Raw genomic sequence first — 19,130 nt, forward strand, 5'->3', positions numbered from 1 at the left:
GGCGGCTGAGAGGATGGGGCGGTGACCACTGACCAGCCCGGCTCCGCCGAAGCCCCCTCCCCGGCCCCCTCCGACGCACTCGCGGGAGGCGTTCTCGTCCTCGCCGGGACGCCCATCGGCGACCTCGCCGACGCCCCGCCGCGGCTCGCCACCGAGCTGGAGCGGGCCGACGTGATCGCCGCCGAGGACACCCGGCGGCTGCGCAGGCTGACGCAGGGCCTAGGCGTGTACACGACCGGGCGCGTCCTGTCGTACTTCGAGGGCAACGAGTCCGCGCGCACCCCCGAACTGGTCGAGGCCCTGGAGGCCGGCAAGCGCGTCCTGCTGGTCACGGACGCCGGCATGCCCTCGGTCTCCGACCCCGGCTACCGGCTCGTCGCCGCCGCCGTGGAGAAGGACATCAAGGTCACGGCCGTACCCGGGCCCTCCGCCGTGCTCACCGCGCTCGCCCTCTCCGGCCTGCCGGTCGACCGCTTCTGCTTCGAGGGCTTCCTGCCGCGCAAGGCCGGCGAGCGCCTCGGCAAGCTCCGCGAGGTCGCCGCCGAACGCCGCACCCTCGTCTACTTCGAGGCCCCGCACCGGCTCGACGACACCCTGGCCGCCATGGCCGAGGTCTTCGGCGCCGACCGGCGCGCCGCCGTCTGCCGCGAGCTGACCAAGACCTACGAGGAGGTCAAGCGCGGCGGGCTCGGCGAGCTGGCCGCCTGGGCCGCCGAAGGCGTGCGCGGGGAGATCACCGTGGTCGTCGAGGGCGCCCCCGCCGCGGCCCCCGGCGATGTGGACGCCGAGGAGCTGGTGAACCGGGTACGGGTGCGCGAGGAGGCGGGGGAGCGGCGCAAGGAGGCCATCGCGGCGGTCGCCGCCGAGGCCGGGGTACCCAAGCGCGAGGTGTTCGACGCGGTGGTGGCGGCAAAGAACGCGGCACAAAAGTCGCCGTCGGTCGGTAAAGAGCTAACCTGAAAAGCAAAGCTCAGACCGCGCACCGGGCGCTTTGGGCATGACTCGCCCAAGGACCGTCCAACACTAGACAGGGCCTGATGCGCTCCCGCCCGAAGAGGCGTCCACTGGCAATGGCAGCAGTGGAACAAGAGGAGCTGGCATGAGTGAGATCGCCGAACCCCGACCCCTCCCCGTGACGGAGCCCGCTCCCGCCGCCGTACCGACGGTGCACGAGGCGTACTCCTTCGCCTGCATGAAGTGCGGCTACGGCTGGGAGCAGGGGTACGAGATAGAGCACCACACCGACGGCAGGGGCCTGCCGTTCATCGTCTACACGGCCGACGGCGAGCGGGTCCCCTCCCCCCTGTCCAACCCGACCTGCATGAACTGCGGCGGTCACGTGGTGCGGATCATGCGGGAGGGCCAGGTCAAGTCGGTCATCGGCATGCTCGACCAGCTCTACCACCACCACGCGGCCCCCGGGATCGCCGGACCGGTGCCCGCCGGGTACACCGCGAAGCCCCCGAAGCCCCGCAAGGCCGCCCTGCACGAAGGCCCCGGACCGGTCCCCGTGGAACGGCCCGGCCTGATGGCCCGGCTGCTGGGGTTCTTCCGCCGGTCATAAGATCGGCCGTATGAGCCGTAGTACGTCGAACGACGCACCGCCCCCGCTGCCCGAACCGCTCCGGGTGGCGGTCGCCGACTCCCACACCCACCTGGACATGCAGTCCGGCACCGTCGAGGAGGGCCTCGCCAAGGCCGCCTCCGTCGGGGTGACCACCGTCGTCCAGGTGGGCTGCGACGTGAAGGGCTCCCGCTGGGCCGCCGAGACGGCCGCCGCGTACGAGAACGTCCACGCGGCCGTGGCCCTGCACCCCAACGAAGCCCCCCGGATCGTCCACGGGGACCCCGACGGCTGGTCGCGGCAGGGCGCCCGGACGGGCGGCGGCGAGGCCGCGCTCGACGACGCGCTCGCCGAGATCGAGGCCCTGGCGGCCCTCGCACACGTGAAGGCGGTCGGCGAGACCGGACTCGACTACTTCCGGACCGGCCCGGAGGGCATGGCCGCGCAGGAGCGTTCCTTCCGCGCGCACATCGAGATCGCCAAACGGCAGGGCAAGGCCCTGGTCATCCACGACCGCGAGGCGCACGCGGACGTGCTGCGCGTCCTGCGCGAGGAGGGCGCCCCCGAGCGGACCGTCTTCCACTGCTACTCCGGAGACGCGGAGATGGCCCGGGAGTGCGCGGCCGCCGGCTACTACATGTCCTTCGCCGGGACCGTCACCTTCAAGAACGCGGCGCCGCTGCGCGAAGCCCTGGCGGTGGCCCCGCTGGAACTGGTGCTCGTGGAGACGGACGCCCCGTACCTCACCCCGGCCCCGTACCGCGGCCGGCCCAACGCGCCGTACCTCATTCCGCTGACCGTACGGGCCATGGCCGCGGTCCGCGGCATCGACGAGGACGCCATGGCGACGGCACTGGCGGCCAACACGGCCCGCGCCTTCGCCTACTGATCGCCCGATGAGGACGCGGTGAGGACGACCTCACCCGTTCGCCACGTTCCGTAGCCGTCCCGCTTTGTAGCGTGACGACCGCTCCGCTAGGGTGCCGTGCCCGAAGCAGCCGGACGGACCAGTGGAGCGAGCGCGATGAGCGATGTGGCCTGGCCGGCCGGTGGACGCGACCCCTGGGCCGTGGCCCCGGACCCGACCGCGGAGGCGGACACCCGCCCGGACCCGTTCCTCGCCCCGGGCGCGGACCAGGACCTGATGGATCCGTACGCGGACCCGTACCCGGACCCGGGCACGCCGCCCCCCGGCCCGGCCGCGGCGGGGTCCTACGAGGACGGGGCCCGCTACCGGGACCTGGTGGCGACGGCCCCGGGCCCGGCCGCCGCAGCGGGGCCCTACGGGGACGTGGACCAGTACCGGGACCCCGGAGCGCCGGACCCGGACGCCGGACCCGGCCCCTACCGGGACCCGGAGCCCGCGGTGCCGGCGCCCCGGGGCGGTGGGCGGCGGCGGACGGCCGCCGAGCCCGGGGCGGGCCGCCGGGCCCGCGGCAGGGCCCCCGCCCCGGCCGGTCCCGCTCCGGGACCCGCTCCCGAGCCGGAGCCACCCGCCACCGGCCGCCGGCGCCGCACCGCGCCGGCGGCGCCCCCGGACACCGCCCCGGCCGGACCGGTCCCCGCGGGGACCGGACGGCGCCGGAGCGGCGGACTCGGCACGGTGCCCGCGCCGGCCGGCCCCGGCCCCGGCACCGGCCCCGCCCCCGGTCCGAGGCGGCGCAGGAGCGCCGCCCCCGCGCCCCGCGACACCTGGCGGCGCATCGTGCCGCAGGCCCTGGTCGTCGCGTTCCTGGCGGGCGGCACCACCGCCTTCGTGGCCGCCGACAAGGCGGTACGCCTCACCGTCGACGGAGTCCCGCGGACCCTGCACACCTTCGCCGACGACGTCGACGAGCTGCTCGCCGCCGAAGGACTCGGCGTCGGCCCCCACGACCTCGTCGCCCCGGCCGGGGCGGAGGTCCTCGACGACGGGGACGAGATCGTCCTGCGCTACGGCCGCCCGCTGAGCCTGACCCTCGACGGGCAGCGGCGCGAGGTGTGGACCACGGCCCGCACGGTGGACGGCGCACTGCGCCAGTTCGGCATCCGCGCCGAGGGCGCCCACCTCTCCGCACCCCGCACCGCCCCCGTCCCCCGGACCGGCCTGAGCCTCGCCGTCCGCACCGAACGCAGCATCACCTTCATGGCCGACGGCCGCGAGCGGACCATCCGCACCAACGCCGCCACCGTCCAGGAGGCCCTCGACGAAGCCGGGATCACCCTCCACGGCCAGGACGCCACCTCCGTGCCCGCCGACTCCTTCCCGCGCGACGGCCAGACCGTCACCGTGCTCCGCATCACCGGCACCCGCGAGATCCGCGAGGAACGCATCCCGTACGCGACCGAGCGGGTCAAGGACCCCGCCCTCTTCGCCGGAACCGAAGTCGTCGAGCGCTCGGGCCGGCCCGGGGCGCGCAGGGTCACGTACAGCCTGCGTACCGTCAACGGGGTCCGGCAAAAGCCCCGCCGGGTCGCCGAGGAGACCGTCCGCGAGCCCGTCAGCCAGCTCGTCAAGGTCGGCACCAAGCCGCTGCCGACCTCCGTGCAGGGCGCGGACGGCCTCGACTGGGGCGCGCTGGCCCGCTGCGAGTCGGGCGGCCGGCCCGGCGCCACGGACCCCTCGGGAACGTACGGGGGGCTCTACCAGTTCGACGTACAGACCTGGCAGGCCCTCGGCGGCAGCGGCCGCCCGCAGGACGCTCCGGGCCCGGAACAGACGTACCGGGCGAAGAAGCTGTACGTCCAGCGGGGGGCGAGTCCCTGGCCACACTGCGGCCGTACCCTTTATCGGTGAGCACCGCAGAGCAGCAGCCCGAAAGCACCGTGCCGGAGACCTCCGCGCCCGAGACCTCCGCGCCCGAGACGTCCGCGCCCGAGACCTCCGCCCTCCTCGGCGCGGCCGACATCCGGGAGCTGGCCGCCGTACTCGGCGTACGGCCGACGAAGCAGAAGGGCCAGAACTTCGTCATCGACGCCAACACCGTGCGCCGCATCGTGCGCACGGCCGAGGTCCGGCCGGACGACGTGGTCGTCGAGGTCGGGCCCGGGCTGGGCTCGCTGACGCTCGCGCTGCTGGAGGCCGCCGACCGGGTCGTCGCCGTCGAGATCGACGACATCCTGGCCGCCGCGCTGCCCGCCACCATCGAGGCGCGGATGCCGCAGCGCAAGGACCGCTTCGCGCTGGTCCACTCCGACGCGATGCTGGTCAAGGAGCTGCCCGGCCCGCCGCCGACCGCGCTCGTCGCGAACCTGCCCTACAACGTCGCCGTGCCGGTCCTGCTCACCATGCTCGACCGCTTCCCGAGCATCGAGCGGACCCTGGTCATGGTGCAGGCCGAGGTCGCCGACCGGCTGGCCGCCGAGCCCGGCAACAAGGTGTACGGGGTCCCCTCGGTCAAGGCCAACTGGTACGCGGACGTCAAGCGGGCCGGCGCCATCGGCCGCAAGGTCTTCTGGCCCGCCCCGAACGTCGACTCCGGACTCGTCTCCCTGGTCCGCCGGGCGGAGCCGGTCAAGACCACCGCGACCAAGGCCGAGGTCTTCGCGGTCGTCGACGCGGCCTTCGCGCAGCGCCGCAAGACGCTGCGCGCGGCGCTGTCCGGCTGGGCCGGGTCCGCGGCCGGTGCCGAAGCGGCGCTCGTCGCCGCGGGTGTCTCCCCGCAGGCCCGCGGCGAGTCCCTCACCGTCGAGGAGTTCGCGGCGATCGCCGAGCACAAGCCCGCCGCGGAGAGGCCCGCGCTGTGAGCGACGCGGTCACCGTACGGGTCCCCGCCAAGGTCAACGTCCAGCTGGCGGTGGGCGCTGCCCGGCCGGACGGCTTCCACGACCTGGCCAACGTCTTCCTCGCGGTCTCCCTCTACGACGAGGTCACCGCGACCCCGGCCGACGAGCTGACCGTGACGTGCGCGGGGCCGGACGCGGACAAGGTCCCGCTGGACCGCACCAACCTCGCGGCCCGGGCGGCGGAGATCCTGGCGGAGCGGGCCGGTCTGAGCCCGGACGTCCACCTCCACATCGAGAAGCGGATCCCGGTGGCGGGCGGCATGGCCGGCGGCAGCGCCGACGGGGCCGCCGCGCTGCTGGCCTGCGACGCCCTCTGGGGTCTGAAGACCCCGGCCGAGGAACTCCTGGCCATCTGCGCGGAGCTGGGCAGCGACGTGCCGTTCAGCCTGGTCGGCGGGGCGGCGCTGGGCACCGGGCGCGGGGAGATCCTGACCCCGGTCCCGGCCGGCACCTTCCACTGGGTGTTCGCGGTGGCCGACGGCGGCCTCTCCACCCCGGCGGTGTTCCGCGAGTTCGACCGGCTCACCGCCGGTACGGAGGTCCCCGTCCCGCAGGCCTCCCCGGCCCTCCTCGCGGCCCTGGCCTCCGGTGACCCGGACGCGCTGGCCGCCACCCTGGCGAACGGGCTCCAGCCCGCGGCCCTCTCGCTGCGGCCGTCGCTCGCGGACACCCTCGCGGCGGGTACCGAGGCCGGGGCCCTGGCGGCGCTGGTGTCCGGCTCCGGCCCCACGACGGCCTTCCTGGTCCGCGACGCGGAGTCTGCGACGAAGGTCGCAGCCGCCCTGGCCGCCTCCGGCACCTGCCGCAGCACCCACGTGGCCACCAGCCCGGCCCCGGGCGCGACCCTCCTCTGACCGGAGGCTTGCGGCCCGGCTCCCGGGGTGCTGACGGGCCCGGTCCGCCCGGCGGGCGAGCTGCGTCGGGCCGCTGCGCGGGGCGGAGTCCCCTACCCGCCCTTCCCCCGTTCCCCGGGCTCCGCCCGGACCCGTGCCGCGTGCGGCGCCGTTCCCGGGGGCCGGCCCCCGGACCCCCGCTCCTCAAACGCCGGAGGGGCTGGTTTTGGCCTGGCGTCAGCCTGTACGTGCACACAGTGCGCGCTGGCCGGGGCTGGATTGCCCGCAGGGCAATTCCAGCCCCGCCGGCGTTTGAGGCGCGGGGTCTGGGGCGGAGCCCCAGGGGGTCTGGGCGCAGCCCGGGGAACGGGCGAAGGGCGGGTAGGGGAACTCCGCCCCGCGTAGCGGCACCCGGCACCCGGCATCCGGCACGCCAGCCCCGCGCAGCGGGAGGGGGGCCGGGGTACCTAGGTGGGGGATGAGTATCCGCGCCCTGTTGCCCAGCGGGCCCGCGCGGGAGCGTAGGGCCCATGGGAGCCAGCGCAAGCGACATCGCCGCCGTCACCCCCGCCTCGCGGGACCGCTACGTCGACCTGCTCCGGGTCGCCTCGCTCGGCACCGTCATCGCCGGGCACTGGCTGATGGCCGCCGTCAGCGCCGACGGCATAGGGAACCTGCTCGCCGTCGTGCCGCCGCTGCAGGTGCTCACCTGGGCCCTGCAGGTGATGCCGGTGTTCTTCTTCGTCGGAGGGTTCTCGCACGCCCTGTCCTACCGGTCCCTCGCCCGCCGCACCGACGGCCCCGTCTACGCCGCCTTCCTGCGGGCCCGGCTCCGCCGGCTGCTGCGGCCCACCCTCGTGTTCGTCGCCGTCTGGACAGCCGTGGCCCTCACCGCGCAGCTCCTCGGCGGGGGCGGCGGGCGCCTGTCCGGGGCGGCGTTCCGGCTGGTCACGCAGCCGCTGTGGTTCATCGGGATCTACCTCGCGATGGTCGCCCTCACCCCGCCCCTGCTGACCCTGCACGAGCGCCACGGCTGGGCCGCCTTCGGGGCCCTGGCCGGGGCCGCGGCCGCCGTCGACCTGCTGCGCTTCGCGGGCGGTGTCCCGTACGCCGAGTTCCTGAACTTCGCCTTCGTCTGGCTCGCCGTCCACCAGCTCGGCTTCCTGCGCGCCGACGGGCGGCTCCGCCGCCCCGGCATCCTCGCCGCCGCCGGGCTCGCCGGGGCCGTGGCGCTGGTGGCGTACGGTCCGTACCCGCTGTCCATGGTCGGGATGCCCGGGGAGAAGGTCTCCAACATGGCCCCGCCCACCCTCGCCCTGCTCGCGCACGGGATCTGGCTCGTGGGCGCCGTGGAGCTGCTCAGGACCCCGGCCGGCGCGTGGCTGGCCCGGCCCCGGGTCTGGCGCGGCGTGGTCGCCGCCAACGGGGTCGCCATGACGGCCTTCCTCTGGCACCTCACCGCGATGCTCGCCGTGTACGCCGCCCAGCTCGGCCTCGGCATCGCCCTGCCCGAGCCCGCCGGGGCGGCCTGGTGGGCCCAGGTCCCGGTCCGGTTCCTCGCCGCCGCCGCGCTGACCGGCGTACTCGTCGCGCTCTTCCGGCGCTTCGAGTCGCCCGTAGGGAGCAGCGCGCGCCCCGGCTCCGGTCCGGGCTCCGGCCCCCGCGCCGCCCTCGGCACCGCGCTCTGCCTCCTCGGCGTCCTCGGGCTCTCCACGACCGGCCTCGGCGGACTCCTGGAAGGCCACAGCGCCACCCTGATCGCGCTCCCGGTCACCGCGCCCGCCGCGATCGGCATGGCGCTGGGCGGGTGGCTGCTGGTGGAACGGTCCGGCACTTCGCGGAGGGTTAGGCTGAGGGGCTGATCCACACCCCTTCCCTGGAGCGCTCCTGATGGCCGTCAACCTGGTCAATGTCGAGGCAGTCAGCAAGGTGTACGGAACCCGTACCCTGCTCGACGGCATCTCCCTCGGCGTATCCGAGGGGGACCGGATCGGTGTCGTAGGCCGCAACGGCGACGGCAAGACCACCCTCATCCGCATGCTCGCCAAGCTGGAGGAACCCGACACCGGCCGGGTCACCCAGAACAGCGGCCTGCAGATGGGCGTGCTCACCCAGCACGACTCCCTCGACCCGAAGGCCACCGTCCGCCACGAGATCATCGGGGACATGGCCGACCACGAGTGGGCCGGCAACGCGAAGATCCGCGACGTCCTGACCGGCCTCTTCGGCGGGCTGGACCTGCCCGGCTTCGGGCAGGGCCTGGACACGGTCATCGGCCCGCTGTCCGGTGGCGAGCGCCGCCGCATCGCGCTGGCCAAGCTCCTCATCGCCGACCAGGACCTCCTCGTACTCGACGAGCCCACCAACCACCTCGACGTCGAGGGCATCTCCTGGCTGGCCAAGCACCTCCAGGCACGCCGCTCCGCGCTCGTCTGCGTCACCCACGACCGGTGGTTCCTCGACCAGGTCTGCACCCGCATGTGGGACGTGCAGCGCGGTGACGTCCACGAGTACGAGGGCGGCTACAGCGACTACGTCTTCGCCCGCGCCGAGCGCGACCGCATCGCCGCCACGGAGGAGTCCAAGCGGCAGAACCTGATGCGCAAGGAGCTGGCCTGGCTGCGCCGCGGTGCCCCGGCCCGTACCTCCAAGCCGCGCTACCGCATCGAGGCCGCCAACGAGCTGATCGCCGACGTGCCGCCGCCGCGCGACAAGTCCGCGCTGATGAAGTTCGCCAACGCCCGCCTCGGCAAGACGGTGTTCGACCTGGAGGACGTGACCGTCCAGGCCGGCCCCAAGACCCTCCTCAAGCACCTCACCTGGCACCTGGGCCCCGGCGACCGCGTCGGTCTCGTCGGCGTCAACGGAGCCGGCAAGACCTCCTTGCTGCGCGCCCTCGGCGAGGCCGCCCGCACCCAGGGCGAGGTCCAGCCGGCCGCCGGCACGGTGACCGTCGGAAAGACCGTCAAGCTGGCCTACCTCTCGCAGGAGGTCGGCGAACTCGACCCGTCGCTGCGGGTCCTGGAGGCCGTCCAGCGCGTGCGCGACCGGGTCGACCTCGGTCAGGGCCGCGAGATGACGGCCGGGCAGCTGTGCGAGCAGTTCGGCTTCACCAAGGAGAAGCAGTGGACGCCCGTCGGCGACCTCTCCGGTGGTGAGCGGCGCCGGCTGCAGATCCTGCGCCTGCTGATGGACGAGCCCAACGTCCTCTTCCTCGACGAGCCCACCAACGACCTCGACATCGAGACCCTGACCCAGCTGGAGGACCTCCTCGACGGCTGGCCCGGGTCGATGATCGTGATCTCGCACGACCGGTTCTTCATCGAGCGCACCACCGACACGGTCATGGCCCTGCTGGGCGACGCGAGCCTGCGGATGCTGCCGCGCGGCCTCGACGAGTACCTGGAGCGCCGTCAGAAGATGATCGAAGCGGCTGCTCCGGCGCCCGCCCCGGCCGCCGCCGGCAAGTCCTCCGCCTCCGGGGACGCGCGCGCCGCGAAGAAGGAGCTGCAGAAGATCGAGCGGCAGCTCAACAAGATGACGGACCGCGAGAGCAGCCTGCACGCCCAGATCGCCGAGAACTCCACCGACTTCGACAAGGTCGCCAAGCTCGACGCCGAACTGCGGGAACTCATCTCGGACCGGGACGAGTTGGAGATGCGCTGGCTGGAGCTCGCCGAGGAGGCGTAAGGCGCGCCGGGCCTTCGGGGCCCGCCGCCCCCAACCGGCCGATAACGGCGGCATCACGGGCCGGTCCTCCCTTGGGAACAGGGGTCGGACCGGCCCGGCCCATTCGCGCCGTCAGTGATAGAAAGGGCTTCCTCCCACACCCGAAGCCGAAGGTATGCGCTGATGACCGAGCCGCCCCAGCCTCCGAACCAGCCGCCGAACCCCTCCGGTTACGGGCACCTGCCGGGGCCCCCGCAGCCCGGTTACGGGTTCCCGCCGCCGGGCGAGAACCCGTACGCGCAGCAGCCCCAGCCGCAGGGTCCGTACGGCGGGCAGCCGCAGGGCCCGTACGGTCAGCAGCCGCCCGGGGGCTACGGCTTCCCGCCCCAGCCCCCGCACATGCCCCCCGGCGCCCCCGGCATGCCGCCGGTGCCGCCCGGCGGGCCGAAGAAGAAGCTCACCGTGCTGATCGCGGCCGCCGTCGCCGGCGTGCTCGTCCTGGGCACCGGCGGCTACTTCGTGTTCTTCGCCGGCAAGGACAAGGGCTCCGACAAGGTCATCGGCCAGGACACCACGCCGCCGCCCGTCGACGACAAGGCCTCGCCCTCCGCCTCCGTGGACAAGGGCGACGGCAGCGGCAACGGCGGCGACGAGAACGAAGACCTCAACGACGGCCGCAAGCAGGGCGAGGACAAGGTCCTCTGGTTCAAGAGCAGCAAGATCGACGGCCCCGGCTCCGGCGTCGACTCCAAGGGGCAGTGGATCGTCGGCGACACCGTCGTCAAGTCCCTCTGGAAGTCGGTCACCGCCTACGGGGTCAAGGACGGCAAGGAGAAGTGGACCCTCACCCTCCCCGCCGTGATCTGCGGGGTCACCGACATGACAGCGGACGGCAAGACCGTGGTCATGTACGAGAACGGCGAGTCCAGCAGCGCCGACTGCAACCAGATGCGGCTGATCGACCTCAAGACGGGCAAGGAGGGATGGACGAAGGAGGTACCGAAGGAAGGCCTCTTCGACATCATGACCTCCCCCGACCTCGCCCTCACCGGTGACGCCCTCGTCGTCAACCGGATGGGAACGAGCAGCGCCTTCAAGGTCAGCACCGGGGACAAGCTCTTCAACAACAAGCGCGAAGAGGGCTGCACGCCCACCGACTTCGTCGCCATGAACGGCAAGATGATCTCCGTCGCGACCTGCCAGGATCCCGACAAGACCGTCCAGGTCATGGACGCCGACCCGGCCACCGGCAAGAACACCTGGATCCACAAGCTCCCCAAGGGCTTCCAGGTCAAGAACGTCTACTCGCTGGACCCGATCGTCCTCGACCTCGGCAACGAGGCCAAGGAGCGCTCGATCGTGGTCCTCGGACCCGACGGCAAGCAGCGCGCCACCGTCTCCGGTGAGGGCAGCTTCCCGGTCGGCTGCGGCGGCCTCTTCAACCGCTCGCTCCAGAGCTGCGGTTCCTCCTACGTGGACGCGAACACCCTCTACCTGCCCACCAAGGCCGACGTCGGCAAGCCGAACGAGATCGTCGCCTTCGACCTCGGCACCGGCAAGGTGAAGTGGCGCACCCCGGCCGGCGAGGGGCGCACGCTCACCCCGCTGAAGGCGGCGGGCGGCCAGGTCGTCGTCTACCGCGAGGCGGAGCGCGACAAGGGCGGCGAGGTCCTCACGATCCCGGCCGCCGGGGGCACGCCCACCGCGGTGCTGCGCAACCCGTCCGGCTCCGCGGCCCCGGTGGAGAGCTCCTTCCTCTCCCCGAAGGTGGACTACGTGGACGGCCGGCTGTTCGTCTCCGCGTCCCATCTGCAGGCCCAGAACAAGAGCGAGAAGTTCCTGATGGTCTTCGGCAAGTGAGCGACCGCCCCGAGAACGAGCAGTCCACAGCGCAGTCCGCCGCGCAGTCCGCCGAGCCGCCCACCGAGAGGCAGTAGCACCGATGAGTACCCCGCCGCCCCCCAGCCAGCCGCCGTCCGGCGGCTTCGGCGCGCCGCAGGACCCGCCGCCGGGCGGTTTCGGCAAGCCCGAGGACCAGCCGCCGGGCGGTTTCGGCGGGCCCCCGCCGGTGCCCCCGGCCATGCCGGCCGGCCCCCCGCCGCCGCCCCCGGCCCAGCCTCCGGCGGCTCAGCCGCCGACGGTCCCGGCCGGGCAGCCCGCCGGGCAGCCCTCGTACGGCTATCCGCAGGAGTCCTACGGCTACCCGCAGCAGCAGCCGCAGCCCGTCACCGCGCCGATGTACGCGGCCCAGAGCCCGGCGGTGCCCGCCGGAGGCGGTGGCGGCAACGAGGTCCGCACGCAGCTGCTGATCGTCGGCGCGGCCCTCCTGGCCATCGTCCTCATCGTCGGCAGCGGCTTCTGGTACGTCTCCGGCGACGACAAGGGCTCCGGCAAGCAGCCCGTGGCCGACGGCAGCGCGAGCCCCGGCGGCGACAAGGCCCCGGGCGGCGGCGGCACCGAGAAGGCGCCCGCCAAGACCAAGTCGAAGACGCTGGTCAACGTCCCGATGCCGGAGTCGGCCGAGATCGTCCAGATCCCCGGCTCCTGGCTCACCGACACCACCTACGCCAAGTCCGACATGGGCAAGGTCGTCGGCTACAACGTGGCCGACGGCGCCAAGAAGTGGGAGATCCCGCTCGAGGCCAACGTCTGCGCCGCGAGCCGCTGGGTCTCGGACAACAAGACGGCGATCCTCTTCGACGAGGCCCTGCCGACGGCCGAGAAGAAGTTCCAGCCGTGCAACCAGGTCGGCGTCATCGACCTGAACGCCGGCAAGCTCCTGTGGAAGACCTCCCTCAAGACCCAGGGCGGCGGCGACAAGCCCATCCAGTTCATGGAGGTGACCGTCAGCGGCCAGACCGTGGCCGCGGGCGGACTGTACGGCGGCGCCGCCTGGAACCTGGCCGACGGCACGTCCCTGTGGAAGCCCAAGGTCGACGCGGACGACTGCCAGGACCTCGGCTACGGCGGCGGCCCGGCCCTCGCCGTGATCCGCCGCTGCGGCCGGTACGGAAGCTACGCGATGTCCGCCCAGTCGCTCGACCCGGTCACCGGCGCACCGAAGTCCTCGTACAAGCTCCCCGCGGGTCTGGAGGACGCCGGGATCGTGTCCACCAAGCCGCTGATCGTCGCGGCGGACATCAACCACACCTCCAAGAACGCCATCGGCGTCAGCGACCTCTTCGTCCTCGACGACGCGGGGCAGCTCAAGACGCGCATCCCGCTCACCTCGGGCAACTACAAGCCCGAGTGCGGCACCGAGGTCGAGGACTGCACCAACATGGTCGTCGGCAACGGCAAGCTCTACCTGCCGAGCGACGAGCACAAGGGCACGACGACCGACTACGGCCGCACCAACGAGATCGTCTCCTTCGACCTGGAGACCGGCAAGCTGACCACCGACCGCGCCGACGCCGGCGAGCGCTACACGATCTACCCGATGCGCATGGACGGCTCCAACCTCATCGCCTACAAGGTCCCGCCCTACGACGGCGGCGGCCAGGTCGTCTCCATCGACGGCAAGTCGATGAAGGAGACCGTGCTCATGCAGAACCCGGCGAACAAGGAGTCGCAGCGCGCCGAGAGCCAGTTCCTGCCGGAATCCGGCGAGTTCCGCTACGGCAACGGGAGGCTCTTCATCGCGCGCAACGCGGTCATGAGCAAGTCCACGGTGGCAACGGATCCGTACTACTCCTTCGTCTCCTTCACCACCGGCTGAGCTGCCTTGCGGGGTGGGCGCACCACAAGTGCCCTTCCTTCACAGGGTGATGGACGAGGAGCAGCGTCGATTGCCCGTTCGAGGGAACGATCGACTTCGACTACCGGAGTTCCACCCGTGCGGACCCCATCTACCTGTGGGTGAAGGACACGCGGGAAGACGGACGAGTCGCGAGGATGCGAGTCGTTGCGGGGACGGGGGGAGGCACGAAGTACTACTCGTGGCGAACCGCGTCGGGCATGTACAACACCACGGAGGCCACCACGTACCTGTACGACAGTACGGGAATCGTGTGGATCAGCATCGAGGTGTGCCGTGCGAGCAATGCCGGCAACGAGGTGTGCGCGTACTCCACCAGGATCTGGAACAACTACGTCTAGGCGCTGCCGCGCCAGGGTGATCTGAGCGCGCACGACTGCACCCGGAGCCCCCGGAAGGTCCGTCCTTCCGGGGGCTTCTGCGCGGTATCCCCACCATGTCGTCGAACAAGCGTGTAGCTTGCCGGGTCAGAAGGGCGGGGGTGGGTACCTCAATGGGCGTACGGGTCATGGTGGTCGACGAGCACCGGCTGCTGGCCGAGGCGCTCGCCTCGGCCCTGAAGCTGCGCGGCCACCGGGTGCTGGCGGCCGCCGCTCCGGCTGCGGGCGCCGCCGAACTGGTCATCAGCCGCTCCCCGGAGGTCTGCCTGCTGGGCACCGCCACGCCCGCCGAGCCCGGGGTCTTCGAGCCGATCGTCCGGATCAAGCGCGAGCGCCCGCAGATCGCCGTGGTCGTGCTGGGCCCGGTGCCCAGTCCGCGCGGGATCGCGGCCGCCTTCGCGGCCGGCGCCTCGGGGTACGTACGCCACGACGAGCGCATCGAGGGCGTGGAGCGGGCCCTGGCCAAGGCCCGGGCGGGGGAAGTGGCCATCGCGCCGCAGCTGCTGCAGGGAGCCTTCGCGGAGCTGCTCAACCCCGCCGTCCAGCCCGACGACGAGGGCAGCCGGCTGCTGCGGCTGCTCACCCCGCGCGAGGTGGAGGTGCTGGTCCGGGTCGCCGAGGGCGAGGACACCCGGCTCATCGCCGCGGGCATGGCCATCGCGCCGAGCACCGCGCGCACGCACGTCCAGCGGGTGCTGATGAAGCTGGGCGTGGGCTCCCGGCTGGAGGCGGCCGCGCTGGCCGCCCGTACCGGTCTGCTCGACCGGGCCGGACTGCCGCCGTCCGGGGGCGGCCGGCTCTGATCGGGGCCGGGGATTTCCCCGGCGGCGCGGATTCGGGTATGCCGGTGACCAGCACGCGCACGGTGCGTGCTTTCCCCGGCGAGAGGCAGTAGTCACGTGAGCGAGACGGCGTCTTCCAAGGCTTCCAAGGCTTCCGAGTCGTCCAAGTATCTGGTCACCGGCGGAGCCGGATACGTGGGCGGGGTGGTCGCGGCGCACCTCCTGGAGGCGGGCCACGAGGTCACCGTCCTCGACGACCTCTCCACCGGCTTCCGTTCCGGGGTGCCGGCCGGCGCCGCCTTCGTCGAGGGCCGCATCCAGGACGCCGCCGAGCACCTGGACGCCTCCTACGACGGGGTCCTGCACTTCGCGGCCTCCTCGCAGGTCGGCGAGTCCGTGGTGAACCCCGGCAAGTACTGGGAGAACAACGTCGGCGGCACCCTGGCCCTGCTGGCCGCGATGCGCGGCGCGGGCGTGCGCAGGCTGGTGTTCTCCTCCACCGCGGCGACCTACGGGGAGCCGGGCGACGGGCCGCTGACGGAGTCCTCGGTGACCGCACCCACCAACCCGTACGGGGCCTCGAAGCTGGCCGTCGACCACATGATCGCGGGGGAGTGCGCGGCGCACGGCCTCGCGGCGGTCTCGCTGCGCTACTTCAACGTGGCCGGTGCCTACGGGCAGTTCGGCGAGCTGCACGACCCCGAGACCCACCTGATCCCGCTGGTGCTGCAAGTGGCCCTCGGCGAGCGGGAGTCGATCTCGGTGTTCGGCGAGGACTACCCGACCCCGGACGGCACCTGCGTACGGGACTACATCCACGTCGCCGACCTGGCCGAGGCCCACCTGGCCGCGCTGCGGGTCGCCGCCGAGGGGGAGCACCTGGTGTGCAACCTCGGCAACGGCAGCGGGTTTTCGGTCCGCGAGGTCATCGAGACGGTCCGCAAGGTCACCGGCAAGGAGATTCCCGAGCTGGTGGCCCCCCGCCGGGCCGGCGACCCGGCCTTCCTCGTCGCCTCCGCCCGCACGGCGCACGAGCGCCTCGGCTGGACCCCGACCCGCTCGGACCTCACGGGCATCGTGACGGACGCCTGGAACTTCACCCGCGCCCGGCGCGGCTGAGCCCACCGGCACCACCCGCCCCACCCCTGTCACGCCCGCGCCCCCGCCCCTTCAGGGCGGGGGCGTGCGTACATTTCGGGCGCGCCCGTGCCGGGCGCTGCGCGCGGGCGCCCGGCGTGCGCACGCCGAGTGAAATACCCCCCGTGCAACTGCCTGCGGCACACCACAGGGCGGAACGGCACTTCCGCTGGAAGGAAGGCGTCGATTTCAAGCCATCCCGGAGCCCTTCCGGAAGCGCCTCGCCGGAAAATCGCTCGGAAAACTTCTGCAATTCGGCCAACCACGAGCCGACCCCGGCCCTACGCTGATGCGTGACACCGGTGGGGGCCGGTGTTGATTCAGGGGTCGAGACAAGTCGGGTACGACGTCCGGTCCGGGGTAGTGCAGAGATGTCACGGCGGCGGCCGCGGCGCCTGCGGATCACCCGGTCCGGGCGTCGTACCCGCAGTCGTCCGTTCCCCGACCCTTGGGGGTTTTGTGGTCCGTATCCGGGTACTCGTGGTCGACGATCACCGCATCTTCGCCGAATCTCTCGCCGCCGCGCTCGCGGCCGAACCGGACGTGGACGTCTCCGCGGCCGGCAGCGGCCCCGCCGCGCTCCGCTGCCTCGAACGGGCGGCGGCCGAGGGCCGCCGCTTCGACGTCCTGCTGGTCGATTCCGACCTGGCCGCCGTCCCCGCGGGCGTCCCCGCCCAGCGGGAGTCCGGCTCCGCCCCGCCCGCCGCCGACGGGATCGCGCTGGTGGCAGGCGTACGCGTGTCCCATCCCGAGGTCCGTACGGTCGTGCTCGCCGAGCGCGACGACGCGCGCCGGGCCGCCCTGGCGCTCCAGGCGGGCGCCTCGGGCTGGGTGGCCAAGGACTGCTCGCTCTCGCGGCTCCTGGCCGTCATCCGCGGAGTCCTGCGCGAGGAGACGCACCTTCCGCCGGCGCTGCTGACCGGAGTGCTCCGCGAGCTGACCGCGGCGCGCAAGCACCGTACCGACAGCGAACGGCTGGTGGAGTCCCTCACGCCCAGGGAGCACGAGGTGCTGCGCTGCATGGTGGCGGGGCTGGGCCGCAAGGACGTGGCCGCACGGCTGTTCCTCTCCCCGCACACCGTCCGCACCCACATGCAGAACGTGCTGGGCAAGCTGGGCGTGCACTCCACGCTCGCGGCGGTGGCCCTGGCCCGGCGGGCCGGGGTACGGCCCGCGGACCTGCCGGGACTGCCGGGGCAGGGACTAGCCGGGGATGTTGTCGAACGGAGCGGTCAACTGGCGTAGCAGGCCGGCGAGATCGCCGCGCTGCGTCCGTGAGAGCTGGCCCAGGATCGCCCGTTCCTGGGCCAGCAGGCCGGCGAGCGCCTGGTCGGCGCGGTCGCGGCCCTCGGGGCTGAGGCGCACGAGGACCCCGCGGCGGTCGTTGGGGTCCGGCAGCCGTTCGACGAGGCCCTTCTTGGCGAGCCGGTCGATGCGGTTGGTCATGGTCCCGGAGGTCACCAGGGTCTGCGTCAGCAATTGGCCGGGGGAGAGCTGATACGGCGCGCCTGCTCGCCGCAGCGAGGTCAGGACGTCGAACTCCCAGGGCTCCAGGCCGTGCTCGGAAAAGGCCAGCCGGCGGGCACGGTCGAGGTGCCGCGCGAGCCTGCTGACGCGGCTGAGCACCTCGAGCGGTTCCACGTCGAGGTCAGGGCGTTCCCGCCGCCATGCCGCGACCAGTCGGTCGACCTCGTCCTCCATGCGGATCAGTGTAAAGGGTCTGTCGACGTGAAGTCTCTTTAAATCGAGCATCTCGATCTCAAGTATCTTGACGTCGAGATATATTTTCCGCCACCATGGGGCATGGAGGGGGCCGGAGCAGCTTCCGCTTCCGACCGCACCGCCAGCAGGGAGGCTCGAACATGCATTCCGATACCGCGCCGGCCAGGATTCCGGCGTCGACCGCCGGCACCGCCACCACGACGGCGCCCCCGGCATCCGCATCCCCCACGGACGCGCCCATCGCCCCGACCGCCCCCACCTGGGACCCCCAGCAGTACCTCCGGCACGCAGGTCACCGGGCCCGGCCCTTCCTCGATCTCCTGGCCCGCATACCCGAGCTCCCCACCCGGGCCGCCCGCATCGCCGACCTCGGCTGCGGCCCGGGCAACGTCACCGCGCTCCTCACGGACCGCTGGCCCGAAGCGCACATCACCGGCTACGACCTCTCCCCGGAGATGCTCCACCGCGCCACCGCCGAATACGCCGGTCCCACCGGCGGCGGCGGCACGCTCGAATTCCGCCACGGAGACCTCGCCGACTGGCTCCCGGAGGAGCCCTACGACCTGATCGTCTCCAACGCCGCCTTCCAGTGGGTCCCCGGCCACGCCGGATCCTTCGCCCCCTGGATCAACGGACTGCGCCCCGGCGGCACCTTCGCCTTCCAGATCCCCGGCAACTTCACCGCCCCCAGCCACCGGATCCTCGCCGACCTGTGCGACACCCCGCGCTGGCGGGCCCGGCTCGCCGGACACGGAGCCCGCTACATCCACATCCTCGAACCCTCCGGATACCTGGAGCGGTTCACCGAGCTCGGCTGCGCCGCCGACGTGTGGGAGACCACCTACCACCAGCTGCTCCAGGGCCCCGACCCGGTACTGGACTGGGTCAAGGGCACCGCACTGCGGCCCGTGCTCACCGCGCTGGCCGACGACGAGGAGGCCGCCGAGGCCTTCCTCGCCGAGTACCGGACCCTGCTCCGCACCGCCTATCCCACGGGCCCCCGCGGTACCGTCTTCCCGTTCCGACGGATCTTCGCCGTCGCCCGCAAGGAGGCCTGAACATGCTCGCCGGAGTCGACCACGTCCAGCTCGCCGCACCTCCCGGATCGGAGGAGCGGCTCCGCGCCTATTACACCGAGGTGCTCGGCATGACCGAGATCCCCAAGCCGCCGGTGCTCGCGGCGCGCGGGGGCTGCTGGTTCGCCGCCGGGCCCGTCCAGCTCCACCTGGGCATCGAGGAGGACTTCCGCCCCGCCCGCAAGGCGCATCCGGGACTCAGGGTCGAGGGGATCGAGGGCTACGCGGACAGACTGGAGGCGCGCGGCGCCACGGTCGTCTGGGACGACAACCTGCCGGGACACCGCCGGTTCTACTCGGAGGACCCGGTCGGGAACCGGATCGAGTTCTTGGAGAAGCGCGGCTAGGAGAGGCGCGGCTAGGAGAGGCGCGGCCCGGGAAGGGCCCGACGCCCCCTACGACGGCGCCCCGCCACCGGATCTCCGGTGACGGGGCGCCGTCGTAG

The 19,130-nt window shown here is 72.9% G+C and carries 17 protein-coding genes; 16 read left to right on the forward strand and 1 reads right to left on the reverse strand.

The features are described 5' to 3' along the window. Positions 1-21 precede the first annotated feature (21 nt). The 14 genes from rsmI (at position 22) to OG898_RS16065 (ending at position 17,132) form a co-directional block, all read left to right on the forward strand. Positions 22-960 carry a 16S rRNA (cytidine(1402)-2'-O)-methyltransferase gene (gene rsmI, locus OG898_RS16000; RefSeq protein WP_266957569.1) on the forward strand — a complete coding sequence of 313 codons (939 nt, stop codon included), beginning with the start codon at positions 22-24 and terminating at the stop codon, positions 958-960. A gap of 232 nt (positions 961-1,192) precedes the next feature. Continuing rightward, positions 1,193-1,564, forward strand: a complete 372-nt coding sequence (locus tag OG898_RS16005) for a hypothetical protein (protein WP_250737789.1) — start codon at positions 1,193-1,195, stop codon at positions 1,562-1,564. A 10-nt stretch (positions 1,565-1,574) separates the two neighbouring features. Further along, on the forward strand, positions 1,575-2,453 hold the full coding sequence (locus OG898_RS16010; RefSeq protein WP_250737488.1) for a TatD family hydrolase: 879 nt from the start codon (positions 1,575-1,577) through the stop codon (positions 2,451-2,453). Between the two features lie 714 nt (positions 2,454-3,167). Continuing rightward, complete coding sequence (locus OG898_RS16015; protein WP_323184903.1) at positions 3,168-4,340, forward strand: ubiquitin-like domain-containing protein; 1,173 nt, start codon at positions 3,168-3,170, stop codon at positions 4,338-4,340. A 29-nt stretch (positions 4,341-4,369) separates the two neighbouring features. Further along, the gene (rsmA, locus tag OG898_RS16020) at positions 4,370-5,290 is read left to right on the forward strand and encodes a 16S rRNA (adenine(1518)-N(6)/adenine(1519)-N(6))-dimethyltransferase RsmA (RefSeq protein ID WP_266960273.1); all 921 of its coding nucleotides are present in this window, start codon (positions 4,370-4,372) and stop codon (positions 5,288-5,290) included. Beyond that, positions 5,287-6,183, forward strand: a complete 897-nt coding sequence (locus tag OG898_RS16025; protein WP_250737485.1) for a 4-(cytidine 5'-diphospho)-2-C-methyl-D-erythritol kinase — start codon at positions 5,287-5,289, stop codon at positions 6,181-6,183. Before rsmA ends, OG898_RS16025 begins: the two co-directional genes overlap by 4 nt. A gap of 509 nt (positions 6,184-6,692) precedes the next feature. Continuing rightward, complete coding sequence (locus tag OG898_RS16030; protein ID WP_250737482.1) at positions 6,693-8,024, forward strand: acyltransferase family protein; 1,332 nt, start codon at positions 6,693-6,695, stop codon at positions 8,022-8,024. A 28-nt stretch (positions 8,025-8,052) separates the two neighbouring features. Further along, complete coding sequence (locus OG898_RS16035) at positions 8,053-9,852, forward strand: ABC-F family ATP-binding cassette domain-containing protein (RefSeq protein WP_266957573.1); 1,800 nt, start codon at positions 8,053-8,055, stop codon at positions 9,850-9,852. A gap of 162 nt (positions 9,853-10,014) precedes the next feature. Then, positions 10,015-11,691 (forward strand): PQQ-binding-like beta-propeller repeat protein, encoded by a 1,677-nt coding sequence (locus OG898_RS16040; RefSeq protein WP_266957575.1) that lies wholly within the window; start codon positions 10,015-10,017, stop codon positions 11,689-11,691. Between the two features lie 82 nt (positions 11,692-11,773). Next, positions 11,774-13,549, forward strand: coding sequence for a hypothetical protein (locus OG898_RS16045; RefSeq protein ID WP_266957577.1), 1,776 nt, complete (start codon positions 11,774-11,776; stop codon positions 13,547-13,549). 239 nt (positions 13,550-13,788) lie between these two features. Then, entirely contained in the window at positions 13,789-13,929 is a 141-nt protein-coding gene (locus OG898_RS16050) for a hypothetical protein (RefSeq protein WP_266957579.1), read from the forward strand. Between the two features lie 152 nt (positions 13,930-14,081). Then, entirely contained in the window at positions 14,082-14,771 is a 690-nt protein-coding gene (locus OG898_RS16055; protein ID WP_250737782.1) for a response regulator transcription factor, read from the forward strand. A 96-nt stretch (positions 14,772-14,867) separates the two neighbouring features. After that, a complete protein-coding gene (galE, locus tag OG898_RS16060) occupies positions 14,868-15,869 on the forward strand; it encodes a UDP-glucose 4-epimerase GalE (protein WP_266957581.1) in 1,002 nt (333 codons plus the stop codon). A gap of 477 nt (positions 15,870-16,346) precedes the next feature. Continuing rightward, entirely contained in the window at positions 16,347-17,132 is a 786-nt protein-coding gene (locus tag OG898_RS16065) for a response regulator transcription factor (protein WP_250737466.1), read from the forward strand. Here the strand turns inward: OG898_RS16065 and OG898_RS16070 are convergent. Beyond that, complete coding sequence (locus tag OG898_RS16070; protein WP_250737464.1) at positions 17,091-17,588, reverse strand: MarR family winged helix-turn-helix transcriptional regulator; 498 nt, start codon at positions 17,586-17,588, stop codon at positions 17,091-17,093. The genes OG898_RS16065 and OG898_RS16070 overlap by 42 nt on opposite strands. Before the next feature lie 161 nt (positions 17,589-17,749). Here OG898_RS16070 and OG898_RS16075 point away from each other — a divergent pair, with 161 nt between their 5' ends. Both OG898_RS16075 and OG898_RS16080 read left to right on the forward strand, forming a co-directional pair. Continuing rightward, a complete protein-coding gene (locus OG898_RS16075; protein WP_250737451.1) occupies positions 17,750-18,667 on the forward strand; it encodes a trans-aconitate 2-methyltransferase in 918 nt (305 codons plus the stop codon). Positions 18,668-18,669: 2 nt separating this feature from the next. Next, positions 18,670-19,032 (forward strand): VOC family protein, encoded by a 363-nt coding sequence (locus OG898_RS16080; protein WP_250737449.1) that lies wholly within the window; start codon positions 18,670-18,672, stop codon positions 19,030-19,032. Positions 19,033-19,130: the final 98 nt, after the last annotated feature.

Source organism: Streptomyces sp. NBC_00193, from assembly GCF_026342735.1.
Classification (GTDB): Bacteria; Actinomycetota; Actinomycetes; order Streptomycetales; family Streptomycetaceae; genus Streptomyces; species Streptomyces stoeckheimensis.

Excerpts from the sequence above, each read along its gene's own strand:
- OG898_RS16030 (WP_250737482.1), top strand. The coding sequence starts at position 6,693 with ATGGGAGCCAGCGCAAGCGACATCGCCGCCGTCACCCCCGCCTCGCGG.
- OG898_RS16045 (WP_266957577.1), top strand. The coding sequence starts at position 11,774 with ATGAGTACCCCGCCGCCCCCCAGCCAGCCGCCGTCCGGCGGCTTCGGC.
- OG898_RS16070 (WP_250737464.1), bottom strand. The coding sequence starts at position 17,588 with ATGGAGGACGAGGTCGACCGACTGGTCGCGGCATGGCGGCGGGAACGC.
- OG898_RS16050 (WP_266957579.1), top strand. The coding sequence starts at position 13,789 with ATGTACAACACCACGGAGGCCACCACGTACCTGTACGACAGTACGGGA.
- OG898_RS16080 (WP_250737449.1), top strand. The coding sequence starts at position 18,670 with ATGCTCGCCGGAGTCGACCACGTCCAGCTCGCCGCACCTCCCGGATCG.
- OG898_RS16040 (WP_266957575.1), top strand. The coding sequence starts at position 10,015 with ATGACCGAGCCGCCCCAGCCTCCGAACCAGCCGCCGAACCCCTCCGGT.
- OG898_RS16055 (WP_250737782.1), top strand. The coding sequence starts at position 14,082 with ATGGGCGTACGGGTCATGGTGGTCGACGAGCACCGGCTGCTGGCCGAG.
- OG898_RS16075 (WP_250737451.1), top strand. The coding sequence starts at position 17,750 with ATGCATTCCGATACCGCGCCGGCCAGGATTCCGGCGTCGACCGCCGGC.
- OG898_RS16035 (WP_266957573.1), top strand. The coding sequence starts at position 8,053 with ATGGCCGTCAACCTGGTCAATGTCGAGGCAGTCAGCAAGGTGTACGGA.
- OG898_RS16005 (WP_250737789.1), top strand. The coding sequence starts at position 1,193 with ATGAAGTGCGGCTACGGCTGGGAGCAGGGGTACGAGATAGAGCACCAC.
- OG898_RS16010 (WP_250737488.1), top strand. The coding sequence starts at position 1,575 with ATGAGCCGTAGTACGTCGAACGACGCACCGCCCCCGCTGCCCGAACCG.